Genomic DNA, 13,188 nt, shown 5'->3' with positions numbered 1-13,188 from the left:
TTCTAAGGCCCTTCGGGCCTTAATTTTTTGCCTCCGGCGCGCTTATGCTAACGCTGACTCAAATCGCCACGACTTCAGCTACGTCAAACTGAAAAACGTACGGGTCGGACAACAGGTGGAATTGCTCATCATCCGCATAGGTCACTGCGACATGATACGCTTCACCGGCAAAGGCGATGACCGCATCCAGATTGTGCCAGTACGTTGCCAGGAAGAAGTGTTCCCACTCCCCCTGCGTTTCCCGTCTGACAAACGCCCCCGCGTTGCCGCTGATGCCCTGGGAATGCTGTACGCCTGTCGCCTGCAAATGAACCGCAAACGCATCGCCAAACTCAATGGGAACACAACCATGCCAGGTTCTGACAATCATCTCCACACCTCATAAAAAAGCAATAAAGATGCATTTATAGCAAATAAATGGCGATAATAGTGATTTTTTATGCAATTGCTTTATGCGAATCATACCGCCTGGTACATCCCGGACATTTGCAGGTATAATCTCACTCATTATTCAGCGGATTCAGACACGAAGATGACAAAACTCACCTTACAAGAACAAATGCTTAAAGCCGGGTTAGTGACCAGCAAAAAAATGGCCAAAGTTCAGAGAACGGCGAAAAAGTCCCGCGTTCAGGCTCGTGAAGCCAGAGAAGCAGTGGAAGAGAATAAAAAAGCGCAGCTTGAGCGAGATAAGCAGCTTAGCGAGCAGCAAAAGCAGGCGGCGCTCTCGAAAGAGTATAAAGCGCAGGTTAAGCAGCTTATTGAAATGAATAAAATCGATATTTCAAAAGGCAATATTGATTTTAACTTCACGGATAACAACTTCATTAAAAAAATCGCCGTGGATAAACTCACCCAGGCACAGCTGATTAGCGGCCGTCTCGCCATTGCGCGTCTGGCCGGCGATAACGACGGCGAGAGCAAATACGCGATTATCCCGGCGAGCGTCGCCGATAAAATCGCCCAGCGCGACGCCAGCAGCATTGTCTTAAACAGCGCGCTAAGTGCGGAAGAGCAGGACGAAGACGATCCGTATGCTGATTTTAAAGTTCCCGATGATTTGATGTGGTAAGCAATGCGGGCCTGCGCAGACCGGCGATTCAGACCTGGTCTGCGCAGGCGTTGTGCTTTACACTGCGCGCGGCAAAAATTGAGTAGATAAACGATTAACCAGGCGGTAACGGCGATGAACGGAACGATCACAACGTGGTTTAAAGATAAAGGTTTTGGATTTATCAAAGATGAAAACGGCGATAATCGCTATTTTCATGTGATTAAGGTTGCCAACCCTGAACTCATTAAAAAAGATGCAGCAGTCACTTTCGAACCCACCACCAATAGCAAGGGTTTGTCAGCCTATGCGGTAAAAGTCCTGCCGGAAAGCAAATATATCTATATTGCAGGCGAGCGGATTAAGCTTACATCGATCAAATCTTTCCTGGTGTACAGCGAGGAAGAGCCCGCCGATGCCCGCATCGACAAAGAGAATGCGGTCCTTTCCGTAGGCCTGTTGATGGGAAATATCAGGCCAAAATCCGCCGCTAAGCCTGGCGAAATGCGCTCGGTGAAAAAGCTGGCCATTACCACCTTCCAGGGAACCACCCTCATCTTCTCGGAAGATGAGATAGACATTGAGGCCACGGTAAAGCTGCTTAAGGTGTGAAAGCGTATGGCTCAACAAACCGGGCTCTGCGCCCGGTTTAGGAGTGATGACAAATCTGTTTAAACATCTTCCCCGGTTCTTCACCGGGTGGCGGTTGACGCCTTACCCGGCCTGCCAATATCAGAGTCACAACCTGCCGCGCAATTTCTTCGGACTCGTGCAAGCGAAGCGCCGTTAGGTAATTCCAGCCGTTCTGTTCTTTATCCGCAATGGGACGCCGGGCTCTGCGTCCTTTATTAACCAGATAATTTTTCTCCTCCCTCAGCCAATATCCGCCTGCCTCTCGGTTATTCCAGTCGCGCGCGCGTTATGCCCGTAAAAACATGACGCAAAATACGCTAATCCGCATTAGCTGTTAAAAAAGATTATTACTACCCTAAATAATTCGAGTTGCAGGACAAGGCACTCCTGCCTTGAACAGCGCTTACGCTGGCCGCGAAGGGGCGAGGCCGCAGGCAGACATCATATTGAGCCCTGCTGATACCCTATTTTCATTTGCCTTGCGCACGGTGATGAGTAAGGTAAGTCCTAAAATGTTCCCGGCGGTAAACGGTTTGTTGGTTTTGCCCGCAGCGCGAGGCTAAAATTTTGCCGCTATGGTACTGCCTCCATAGCACATTGCTCACCTGCAGCTCTTGCATACGGTTTGCAGGTGAGCAGCCTTATCCGCAGCAAAATTTACTTATTCACATTTTATCCGCTGATTTCTTGATATATCGGCGATCCGTTCCATAATGAAGTCTACGCACATCGCGCCCTTCTTTAGGGGAGGACATAACCGCTTCTGCAGCTAGCCCCCATCCGGCTTGATCATCGACATCTCTCAGTAACAGAGTTTTTGGATGTTATTCAATAGCTTATTCCTGTGAAGTCAGAAACGCGTTTTCTCAAAAAAATCTTGAAATGAGGATTTAAGCCCATGAAATATGTATAGTTACCTTGATATAGAAAAAATCAAAGCCAATCTTGAGTGGATTGTTAATCAATCTTCAGCAAACTCTGAGATGCCCTCAGTTTCCGATCGCAAAACAATCTACAGCCTTCTGGAGCTCATACAGACCTATGACGGACTGCTGGAGTTAATTGTCCAATACGGAATTACCGTAGTCGATAAGGAAATCATCGAAGGCTTGTCGCTTACAGAAGAGTTTATCGCTAAGGTCAAATCGAATGCGAATGCATTTTAACCATGCCCTGGCACCGCGGTTTTCCAGCATCAGTTCACTCTTAACAGCGCGCTCGCGCCACTGGCGATAAAGCGCAGTTAAATCAAAACCCGTGCCGCGAGACAAAATGGCCTCGCGGAAGCGCTGGCCCTGTTCGTGGGTTAAACCGCCCTGCTCAACGCGTCCCGGATAGCTACGCGGTGGAAGTATCAAATCAACGGCATGCATGCCGTTAAATGACGAATAGCGTCTCGCCCTATGATTCAATGGACGCCGCTAAAGATTAGCTTTGGATGCTATATTCATAATGATTTTCTGAATGATTGCCATTAATTAATAAAAACCGTGAATGCAAATTAATAGTGGCATAACAAATCTTGGCATTTAGTGCGATTAAAAATGCTGAAAAACAAACAAATCACCTACACAAAGTACTGATTTGGCTGCGAATTTTTATTAAAAAGTAAATCTGTTCTATCTTTAAACCTATTGCCATTATATTAAATAAGAAATATCCTAATCTCATCAGGCGTTACTTAAATAAAACATCATACGGCGGTCGAAATTTTTCCCGCCGTCTTTTTAAAAATAAGAAAATCATGCTAAAAATCGCCATCATTACCAAAAACATTTATTTAGAAAAGGCCATAGAGGAACTTACCCAAGAAATTTCCAGCACCAAAGGCATAAGCGACCTTTGTTTCCAAAGAAACAACATACAAGATCACCTCACAAAACCAGACATAATTTTTACTGAGATGGAGGTTGGCGAGTATTTATTATGTCAGGAAATGAAAAAATACAAATCAGAGTGTCCAGCGGTGGTAATTTTCACCAAAAAAGAAATAACATTTAATCCTTGCCTGCTGCCTTTATGCGTTCAAAATGCTGTCATTTTATTTCATAAAAACAGCCTTGAAACAATCAAAAAAAACCTGTCTATTCTCTTTGATGAATTTATCGCGGGCGATAAGAAACGTATAACGATAGAGAAGAATCGCTGTTTAAAATGCCCGCATCAATCATTGAGTCGTTCGCAACTAAAAATCATTAATGCCATAAATCTTGGCCTTAACAATAATGAAACAGCAGAAAATCTGGGCATCGATCACAGAACCGTATACTCCCATAAATTGCGAATAATGAAGAAATTCCAGTTAGAAAACAATCAGGAGCTTATCAGATTCTCTTCCATCGTTATGAGAAGAACATCTCTCTATTTTAATTAGAATTTCATACGCTTGCTTTTAAAACTCAACTTTTGCTTTTTTCTGTCTTGAAAATACGAAAACCCAGAAATCAGTGAAACCAGCAATAAAAAAACCGCGAATACCAGAATCAATATATTAGCCATACTCAATCCGTTCAATAAAAGATATGCAAGAGATAAGACAGATGATAGAGTGAAGAACATTCACAGAGCAAGTTCGCTTATTAAATTTAAGAAATCCATGCAACAATGTAAGTAAACTCCTAATATTGCAAGGAAGCTATATTTAATATATTAATATTATTTTTCGCTAAAAAACACTTCATGCCGGGCTTCATGTTTTTAAGCAAAAGTGGCCAGCGCGTCGATGCACGGGATTACCATAACAGGACAAACCATTCCGAGGGCGCTAAATTGGGCGGAGACGTTTTGCAGAGATTTTGGAGAAGGAAAAATTGGATAAAAAACCGGGCGCTGCGCCCGGTCTTCTTCTACTCGTCAAAACGCGCGACTAGCTCAGCCCGCGGTTTTCCAGCATCGGTTCAATCTGCGGATCGTGTCCGCGCCACTGGCGATAAAGTTCAGCTAAATCAGTGCTATTGCCGCGAGACAAAATCGCTTCGCGGAAGCGCTGGCCGTTTTCACGGGTTAAACCACCCTGCTCAACGAACCACTGGTAGCCGTCGTCCGCCAGCATCTGCGTCCACAGATAAGCGTAATAACCCGCGGCGTAGCCGCCGCCGAAAATATGCGAAAAGTAGCTGCTGCGATAGCGCGGCGGCACGGCGGCCAGATCCATATTCTCCGCACGCAGGGACGCGGCTTCAAACGCATCGACATCGTCCGGGAGTTTATCCTCCCTCACGCTATGCCAGTGCATATCCAGCAGCGCCGCTGCGAGCAGTTCGCTCATGTCGTAGCCTTTATTAAACTTCGCCGCGCGGAACATGCTGTCGCGCAGCGCGGCCGGCATGTTTTCCCCGGTTTGATGATGCCGCGCATAGTGGGCAAATACCTGCGGCTCGCTGGCCCAGTGTTCATAAATCTGTGAAGGAAACTCAACAAAATCGCGCGGCGTATTAGTTCCCGACAGACTGGCATACTTCTGGCTGGCAAACAGGCCGTGCAGGGTATGCCCAAATTCGTGAAATAAGGTGATGACCTCATCCCAGGAAAGAAGCGCGCTATGTCCGGCTTTGGGTTTCTGGTAGTTACAGACGTTATAAATTACCGGATGCTGCGCACGCAGGGTGGATTGTTCAACAAATACGCCCATCCACGCCCCGCCGCTTTTGCTGTCCCGCGAGAAGTAGTCGCCGTAGAACAGCGCAATTCCCTCTCCGTTAGCGTCGATAATTTCCCATACCTGCACGTCCGGATGATAAACCGGAATGTCGAATCGCTCGACAAAGCGAATACCGAACAGCTGTGTCGCCGTCCAGAACACGCCGTCGCGCAGGACGCGGTCGAGGGCAAAATAGGGCTTGAGCTGCGCTTCATCGATGGCAAATTTCGCCCTGCGCACCTGCTCGGCGTAATAGAGCCAGTCCCACGCCGCCGCGCGGAAATCACCGCCTTCATTATCAATAACTTGCTGAATATCCGCCAGCTCCTGCTCGGCCCGCGCCTTCGCCGCCGGAGCGATTCGCCGCATAAAGGCAAACGCCTCTGCCGGATCGCCCGCCATCTGATCGGCCATTGACCAGCTGGCGAAGTCATCAGCGCCCAGCAGCTGCGCTTTGCGCGCGCGGAGCTCCGCTAGCCGCAGTACCAGCTCGCGAGTGTCATTCGCATCGCTCTTCTGATTTCGCGTCCAGCCTGCTGCAAACAAATTCTCTCGCGTCTGCCGGTCCTGCAGCGAAAGCAGCGCGGGCTGCTGGGTCGTATTGAGTAAAGGCAGCAGCCAGCGACCACCTAATCCCTTCTCCTGCGCGGCTTCTGCCGCTGCGCTTATTTCATCGTCGCTAAGCCCCGCGAGCTGATGAGCGTAATCCACCACCAGACCGCCAGATTTTACCGCCGCCAGCAGGCGCTGCTGAAACTGGCTTTGCAGCGCTGCCGCTTCGGTATTCAACGCGCGAAGCGCCGCTTTTTGATCGTCCGCAAGCGTGGCTCCCGCAAGGGTAAAGCGTTGCCAGGTCACCTCCAGCAGACGTCGGGATTCGGCGTCAAGGGAGAGCAACTCTCGCCGCTCCCACACCTGCTTCACGCGCTGAAAAAGGGCATCGTTGAGCCAGATATCATTCGCCAGTTCCGCCAGCTCAGCGGAAAACTGCTCATCAAGCGCCTGAATGGCCGGATTGGTCTCCGCGCCCGCCATCGCGAAGAAGACGTTGGTTACCCGAGCCAGCAGCTGGCCGCTCTGCTCCAGGGCTTCCAGCGTGTTGGCAAAATCAGCCGGCTGCGGGTTATTCACGATAGCGGCAATCTCTGCGCGCTGGCGACGAACGCCCTCGTCGAAGGCCGGACGGTAATGACTCACGTCAATCAAATCGAAACGCGGCGCCTGATAAGGCAGCAGACTGACGCTAAAAAAAGGATTGTTCTCCGACATCTTCATCTCCTGAACACGATTATTCTGTAAGATTAGGCAACTCATTGATTGACCGCAATGATTACTCTGTTCACCGCCGCGTTCGGCGGGGAGGTCTGGTGATTTCCATTACCCGTCGCCGGGATCGCGTGCTATGGTATGAAGACACAAAAATCGTTGAGGAACAGTAAGATGATTATCCTGGTTACCGGAGCAACAGCGGGTTTTGGTGAAAGCATAACTCGCCGTTTTATCGCTAACGGTCACAAAGTAATTGCCACCGGGCGTCGCGAAGAACGCCTGAAAACGCTTAAAGATGAGCTGGGCGAGAACCTTTATACCGCCCAGCTGGACGTGCGCAACCGTGCAGCCATTGAAGAGCTGATCGCCGGACTGCCGGCAGACTGGCAGGCGATTGATGTTCTCGTCAATAATGCCGGGCTGGCGCTGGGACTGGAGCCGGCGCATAAAGCCAACATTGAAGACTGGGAAGACATGATTGACACCAATAACAAAGGGCTGGTGTATATGACCCGCGCCGTTCTGCCGGGTATGGTTGAGCGTAATCGCGGCCACGTAATCAATATCGGTTCGGTCGCCGGCGCCTGGCCTTATGCTGGCGGTAACGTCTACGGCGCGACCAAAGCGTTTGTGCGTCAGTTCAGCCTCAATCTTCGTACCGACCTTCACGGTACCGCCCTTCGCGTGACCGATATTGAGCCCGGCCTGGTCGGCGGCACCGAATTCTCTAACGTGCGCTTTAAAGGTGATGACGCTAAAGCCGGGAAAGCTTACGAAAATACTCAGGCTCTGACTCCGGAAGACGTCACCGAAGCGGTCTGGTGGGTCGCAACCCTGCCAAAACACGTCAACATTAATACCCTGGAAATCATGCCGATCAGCCAAAGTTTTGCCGGACTGAACGTGCACCGCCAGGGCTAAGCTCTGTAACCCGGCCCGCGGGCCGGGTCTGGGCTGGAAGACAAAAAACGCGTAAAATAGCGCAAATACCTCATATAAAAGTAATCATCCATGGCCGCAGAAGCACAACTGAATCCGACACAGCCCGTTAATCAGCAAATTTATCGTATCCTGCGTCGGGATATCGTCCATTGTCTGATCCCGCCGGGCACCCCTCTTTCGGAAAAAGAAGTCTCCGTGCGCTTTGACGTTTCCCGGCAACCGGTACGCGAAGCTTTTATAAAACTGGCTGAAAATGGCTTAATTCAGATCCGTCCGCAGCGCGGCAGCTACGTGAATAAAATCTCGCTCTCACAGGTGCGTAACGGCTGTTTTGTCCGCCAGGCCATCGAATGCGCCGTGGTGCGACGCGCCGCCGGAATGGTGAATGATGAACAGCTCTACCAGCTTGAGCAAAATCTCAATCAGCAGCGTACGGCGGTGGAGCGGCAGCAGTTAACGGATTTTTTCCAGCTGGATGACGAATTTCACCAGAAACTCTCGCAAATCGCCGACTGCCAGCTCGCCTGGGATACCGTCGAGAATATTAAAGCCACCATTGACCGGGTGCGCTATATGAGCCTCGATCATGTGACCCCGCCCGATATGATGCTGCGTCAGCACTATGATATTTTCCAGCCGCTGGTCGCCCGCAATCCGGATGCGGTTGAAAAAGCCATGCGCCTGCATCTGCAAGAAATTAGCGAGTCCGTGCTGCTTGTTCGTCAGGAAAACAGCGACTGGTTCAGCGAGGAATAAAACGAGTTGCGGCAGAACAGGTTATCTGCCGCGAGAGATTGACTTACCTGACAACCAGAACCGGTATTTTAGCGTGACGTAAAATCGACTCAGCGTTTGAACCAAGAAGATGAGTGGATATACCCGGCTTGCGGGAACCAATAACGATAACGTCAAAATCCTCATTGCCGCTCACCGCCAGAATTTCATCGCGCACGTTGCCAAAGACCACTCTGGAATGAATCCGCCCGGCGGGAATGGAGAACAGACGGGATATCGTCTTCATCTTTTTCTCCGATTCCTCACGCATATAGGCCTCAAACTTACGTATATCGGCCGCAAAACCGCGTAAAATTGAGCTGCTGCTGTTCGGCAGAACGTTGAGCAGCGTAATCTCCCCTTCATCCGCTGATGCTAAAAACTCAGCATGGCGAACCGCTTTGTCACTTAAATCCATTTCAAAAACGTCTACGGGCAGCAAAATTTTTTTGTACATAGTCCGTTCTCCTTTTTTCTGAGGAAACTTAGTAAGTTAACTCATCATGCCATATTTACTTCACCAGGAGAATGAATAATCATCCAGATAAATATTTAATTCATTAAAATAAACACCAGTTATTTATACTTAACTTTTGTTAGATAAAGTTATGTATATTCAACGATCTGGATCAAAGATTGCGCCTGACGGGAAATATATTTCTGGCGGGAAAAGCGTTCAGGGATAAAGCGTGAGGGCAATGCCGCCGGGACTGGCGGCATGCGGGTGAAATAAATTAGTTTGCCTGAGCCCAGGCCGCTACGGTCGCTTTTGCGCCGTGCTGCTGCAGGGATAAATAAGCGCGAACCACCGCGTTCACGAAACGGCTCTCCTGGGGCAGACTGGCACCGAAAATAGCCTCAATACCCAGCAGCGAGCGCACGCGTTCTTCGCCGTCTGCGCTATTCTGTACGGTTTGCGCAATCACCGGCAGTAAAGGATCGGAGATTTCAATCGCCTGCCCCTGGTCATCCACCCCGCTGACATAGCGCATCCAGGCCGCGACGCCCATTGCCAACAGCGTAAAGTCGCCGCCATGCGCCAGGTGCCAGCGAATCGAATCCAGCATCCGCTGCGGCAGTTTCTGACTGCCGTCCATCGCTATCTGCCAGGTGCGGTGCTTCAGCGCCGGGTTGCTATAGCGCTCGATCAGCAGACCGGCATAGCGTGCCAGATCCACACCCTGCACGTTCAGCGTCGGCGCCTGCTCCTCCAGCATCAGCGCACGCGCGGCGCGACGGTAGTTTTCGTCCTGCATACAGTCATTAATATGCTGGTATCCCGCCAGATAGCCCAGCCAGGCAAGAAACGAGTGGCTGCCGTTCAGCATGCGCAGCTTCATCTCTTCAAAGGGCAGCACGTCCGACACCAGCTCAGCGCCGGCTTTTTCCCACTGCGGACGACCGGCGACAAAGTTGTCTTCAATGACCCACTGACGAAACGGTTCGCAGGCGACGCCGGCCGGGTCGCGAACGCCGGTGAGCTGTTCAATTTTCTCCAGCGTTTCGGCAGTCACCGCCGGTACGATGCGGTCAACCATGGTAGAAGGGAAAGTGACACTGCGCGCAATCCACTCGGCTAATTCGGCATCGACGGCGCGGGCATAGGCGCAGACGACATTACGCATGACGTGACCGTTTTCCGGCATATTGTCGCAGGACATCACGCTGAAGGCCGGCAGACCTGCCGCCTTGCGGCGTGCCAGCGCTTCTACCACCACGCCCGGCGCGGATTTCGGTTGATGCGGGTTTTGCAAATCGGCAACAATCAACGGATGATCTAACTGCAATTCACCGCTGGCCGGCGAGTGGCAGTAGCCTTTTTCGGTAATGGTCAATGACACAATAGCGACCTGAGGCTCGCACATTTTTGCCAGCACGCTTTCCAGACCATCGACCTGGGCATGCATCGCCTCTTTGACCACGCCAACAATGCGGGCGGTCCAGGCATCCGCCGACATTTCGGCGACGGTGTAAAGTAAATCCTGCTGTTGCAGATCGGCGATTTGTTGCTCGCCACCGATCAGGTTCACTTCGGTATAGCCCCAGTCGCTGCCGTGTTCTGTCGCCAGAATATCGGCATATACCGCCTGGTGAGCGCGATGAAATGCGCCAAAGCCCAAATGAACGATGCGTGGAATAAGACGGTTGCGATCGTAAGCTGGCAGCGTGGCGTTCGCTGTTAATAGCATATGTTCCATGGTGGCTCTCATACTTATGATTTCTGGATCCCCACGGTAAGTGGGAACCGGCTGGTGAAATAAACCATCTCATGCAATTGGTATGATATCTTTGACTTTTATCAACTACCATACAAGAAGACGGCGGGTTATACTTTCAGTATTTCTGAGAATAAAAGAGTGAAAATGCCGGGCTAATGGCCCGGCAGAATGTTATTTACGGCGATCATCATTCGGTGCGGAGTTTGTGTTTTTTAAATATATTGCCCGTTCCCCACCGCTTTATTCTGCGGCGCGCAGTCTGCGGCGTCATTCAGCAAGCTCAGATCGCGGTCACGCACTTCAGGCATCAGAATGGCGGAAATTAAGCCAATGATGGAGTAGCACACCAGCATCACAACGATGGGCATCCAGGAACCGGTCATATTGCAGAAAATACCGGCCAGCACCGGGCCAAAGCCTACGGCGACTAATCCCCCCGCCTCTTTTGAAATTGCCATGCGGGTAAAGCGGTTACGTGAGCCGAACATTTCCGCCATGGTGATATTTTCCAACGCAAACAGACCCAATACCGCGATATTATGAATGACGATCAGTGACGCCATGATGGTGCCCGCGCTATAGCTCTTATCCACAATAATCGACAGCATGGGATACGCCAGAATAATGGCTGAAATATTAATGATAATATAGGGTAAGCGACGTCCCACTTTATCTGACAGCCACCCAAGTAATGGGATGGTAATAAAGCCGATAACAGAGCTAATCATTAACGCATCGGTAGGGATAGCTTTATCAAACAGTAATGTTTGAACCAGATAGCCCGCAAGGAAAGTTTGCAACAATCCTGAATTTCCCGCCTGTCCGAAGCGCAGACCCGTCGCCAGCCAGAAGGACTTACTTTTCAGCATGGCGCTAAAGGTACCTTCCTGGGTTGCTATCTCTTTCTGCAGGACGCTGTCTTCGCTCACTTTCTCAAAAACCGGGCTCTCTTTCAGATTGAGACGCAGCCAGATGGCAAAGATCATCACCACTACGCTTGCCAGGAACGGCACACGCCATCCCCACGCGACGAGCTGTTCACGGTCCAGCACGAAGAACATCACCGCCCAGATAGCCGTGGCGCTTAACGTACCGCAGTTGGTGCCCATAGCCACCAGCGAAGAGATAATTCCACGCTTACCTTTCGGCGCATATTCCGCCAGCATGGTACCCGCGCCTGATATTTCAGCCCCGGCACCCAACCCCTGAATAATACGTAAAGTCACAAGCAACACCGGCGCTAAAATACCGACCTGGGCATAGGTTGGCAGCACGCCAATAAGCGTGGTACAGATCCCCATCATGGTGATGGTAATAAACAGAACCTTCTTGCGCCCAATACTGTCGCCCATTTTACCAAAAATAAAGGCGCCGACGATCCGCGCAATATAGCCCGCGCCGTAGGTTCCCATTGCCAGAATCAGCGCCATGGCGGCGGATTGCTCCGGGAAAAAAATCTCATGGAAAACCAGCGCTGCGCCAAGGGAATAGAGTTGGAAATCCATAAACTCCAGTGCCGTGCCTAACCAACCAGATACGGCTGCACGAATGAGATCGGAAGTGGTTCTCTCATTTTTTACGGTAGTCATAATGATTATCTCTAATTGTAGAATACAGAGTCCGCACCTGTTGTTATTGGCTGAAGGTTAATAAAACCTTACAGCAACGTTTCCTGTCATTTTCAAAAAGCTCCAGTGCATCGATAACATGTTGATAAGCAAATTGATGAGTAATCAGCTCCTCCGGGTTAATTAAACCTTGTTCCAGCCACTTTATGACCACCGGGAATTTATTGGCGTTAAGACGCGACGAGAAAATAGAGAGCTCCTTGCCGGTAATACCCTGCTGTGCAACCTGAGAAGGCTCCGTCGAGAATCCCATCAAAACAATTCTCGCCGCCGGAGAAGCCAGGGTGACCGCCTCTTGTAGAATCGAGGGATGACAGGCCGCATCGATAATCAGCGTCGGTAGTACCCCTTCCGCCTTCAGCGTATCCGCCAGAGGCACGACGCTGTTATTAATCACCCAATCCGCGCCGTTACGCTGGGCCATCTCCAGGCGTTCATCAATGCGATCGACCACGATGACCTGCTTAACGCGATACACCCGCTTCAGCACCTGAATGGTCGTCAGGCCCATTGGCCCGGCGCCGTAGACCAGCGCGATATCCTGGTCGGTTGGCGAAACGTGCCCGGTAACGTTGGCCGCGATAGTGAAGGGCTCAATCATCACCGCATGTCTGTCCGTCACGTTGTCCGGAACCTGCCAGGCATTTTTCGCCGGCACCACCGCGTACTCGCTAAAGCCGCCATCCCGATGCACGCCGAGCACCACCAAAGAGGTGCAGACGTTTGGTTTGCCCACCGAGCAAGGATAGCAATGGCCGCAGCTGATGACCGGATCAACGCTGACCCGCTGGCCGATGGCTTTGTCGGTAACCCCTTCTCCGATGGCGTCGATAACGCCAAAAAATTCATGACCAATAACGCGCGGGTATTTGGCAAACGGATTGTGGCCGCGATAAATATGGCTATCGGAACCGCATATCCCCGCCAGCTTAATTTTTACCCGCACCTCGCCCGCGGCAGGCTGCGGGATCGGACGCTCTTCAATCACCAGTTCGTTGGGCTGGCGAATCACGATACTTTTCATTTTGACTT

The 13,188-nt window shown here is 50.8% G+C and carries 13 protein-coding genes; 6 read left to right on the top strand and 7 right to left on the bottom strand.

Translation table 11 applies throughout. The features are described from left to right. Nucleotides 1-58: 58 nt before the first annotated feature. Nucleotides 59-370, bottom strand: a complete 312-nt coding sequence (locus tag ACESQ2_RS08080) for a hypothetical protein (protein WP_201208687.1) — start codon at nucleotides 368-370, stop codon at nucleotides 59-61. Between the two features lie 162 nt (nucleotides 371-532). Between ACESQ2_RS08080 and ACESQ2_RS08075 the strand changes: the two genes are divergently transcribed. The 4 genes from ACESQ2_RS08075 (at nucleotide 533) to ACESQ2_RS08060 (ending at nucleotide 4,058) form a co-directional block, all read left to right on the top strand. Beyond that, nucleotides 533-1,072: a DUF2058 domain-containing protein gene (locus ACESQ2_RS08075; RefSeq protein WP_025105772.1), complete on the top strand. Its 540-nt coding sequence runs from the start codon at nucleotides 533-535 to the stop codon at nucleotides 1,070-1,072. A gap of 114 nt (nucleotides 1,073-1,186) precedes the next feature. Further along, nucleotides 1,187-1,663, top strand: coding sequence for a cold-shock protein (locus ACESQ2_RS08070; RefSeq protein ID WP_064377305.1), 477 nt, complete (start codon nucleotides 1,187-1,189; stop codon nucleotides 1,661-1,663). A gap of 926 nt (nucleotides 1,664-2,589) precedes the next feature. After that, a complete protein-coding gene (locus tag ACESQ2_RS08065; RefSeq protein WP_025105773.1) occupies nucleotides 2,590-2,850 on the top strand; it encodes a hypothetical protein in 261 nt (86 codons plus the stop codon). A 578-nt stretch (nucleotides 2,851-3,428) separates the two neighbouring features. Then, nucleotides 3,429-4,058, top strand: coding sequence for a helix-turn-helix transcriptional regulator (locus ACESQ2_RS08060; protein ID WP_227634412.1), 630 nt, complete (start codon nucleotides 3,429-3,431; stop codon nucleotides 4,056-4,058). Here the strand turns inward: ACESQ2_RS08060 and ACESQ2_RS08055 are convergent. Both ACESQ2_RS08055 and dcp read right to left on the bottom strand, forming a co-directional pair. Continuing rightward, a complete protein-coding gene (locus ACESQ2_RS08055) occupies nucleotides 4,055-4,183 on the bottom strand; it encodes a small membrane protein (protein ID WP_141749723.1) in 129 nt (42 codons plus the stop codon). The genes ACESQ2_RS08060 and ACESQ2_RS08055 overlap by 4 nt on opposite strands. 367 nt (nucleotides 4,184-4,550) lie before the next feature. After that, nucleotides 4,551-6,593: a peptidyl-dipeptidase Dcp gene (dcp, locus tag ACESQ2_RS08050; protein ID WP_373170285.1), complete on the bottom strand. Its 2,043-nt coding sequence runs from the start codon at nucleotides 6,591-6,593 to the stop codon at nucleotides 4,551-4,553. A 171-nt stretch (nucleotides 6,594-6,764) separates the two neighbouring features. Here dcp and ydfG point away from each other — a divergent pair, with 171 nt between their 5' ends. Both ydfG and ACESQ2_RS08040 read left to right on the top strand, forming a co-directional pair. Beyond that, the gene (ydfG, locus tag ACESQ2_RS08045) at nucleotides 6,765-7,514 is read left to right on the top strand and encodes a bifunctional NADP-dependent 3-hydroxy acid dehydrogenase/3-hydroxypropionate dehydrogenase YdfG (protein ID WP_373170284.1); all 750 of its coding nucleotides are present in this window, start codon (nucleotides 6,765-6,767) and stop codon (nucleotides 7,512-7,514) included. Nucleotides 7,515-7,604: 90 nt separating this feature from the next. Further along, nucleotides 7,605-8,291: a GntR family transcriptional regulator gene (locus ACESQ2_RS08040; protein ID WP_004851246.1), complete on the top strand. Its 687-nt coding sequence runs from the start codon at nucleotides 7,605-7,607 to the stop codon at nucleotides 8,289-8,291. Between the two features lie 43 nt (nucleotides 8,292-8,334). Here the strand turns inward: ACESQ2_RS08040 and ACESQ2_RS08035 are convergent, their stop codons facing one another. The 4 genes from ACESQ2_RS08035 to ACESQ2_RS08020 form a co-directional block, all read right to left on the bottom strand. Continuing rightward, nucleotides 8,335-8,766 carry a universal stress protein gene (locus ACESQ2_RS08035; protein WP_004851249.1) on the bottom strand — a complete coding sequence of 144 codons (432 nt, stop codon included), beginning with the start codon at nucleotides 8,764-8,766 and terminating at the stop codon, nucleotides 8,335-8,337. Nucleotides 8,767-9,043: 277 nt separating this feature from the next. Then, on the bottom strand, nucleotides 9,044-10,507 hold the full coding sequence (locus ACESQ2_RS08030) for a mannitol dehydrogenase family protein (RefSeq protein WP_049071541.1): 1,464 nt from the start codon (nucleotides 10,505-10,507) through the stop codon (nucleotides 9,044-9,046). A gap of 233 nt (nucleotides 10,508-10,740) precedes the next feature. Beyond that, complete coding sequence (locus ACESQ2_RS08025) at nucleotides 10,741-12,117, bottom strand: MFS transporter (RefSeq protein ID WP_065365981.1); 1,377 nt, start codon at nucleotides 12,115-12,117, stop codon at nucleotides 10,741-10,743. A 43-nt stretch (nucleotides 12,118-12,160) separates the two neighbouring features. Then, a complete protein-coding gene (locus ACESQ2_RS08020) occupies nucleotides 12,161-13,180 on the bottom strand; it encodes a Zn-dependent oxidoreductase (protein WP_025105779.1) in 1,020 nt (339 codons plus the stop codon). Between the last annotated feature and the right edge of the window lie 8 nt (nucleotides 13,181-13,188).

Source organism: Klebsiella sp. Q11 (assembly GCF_964241505.1).
Classification (GTDB): domain Bacteria; phylum Pseudomonadota; class Gammaproteobacteria; order Enterobacterales; family Enterobacteriaceae; genus Klebsiella; species Klebsiella michiganensis.
The sequence above is the reverse complement of the archived record's forward strand: the minus strand, read 5'-3'. Positions and strand labels throughout refer to the sequence as shown.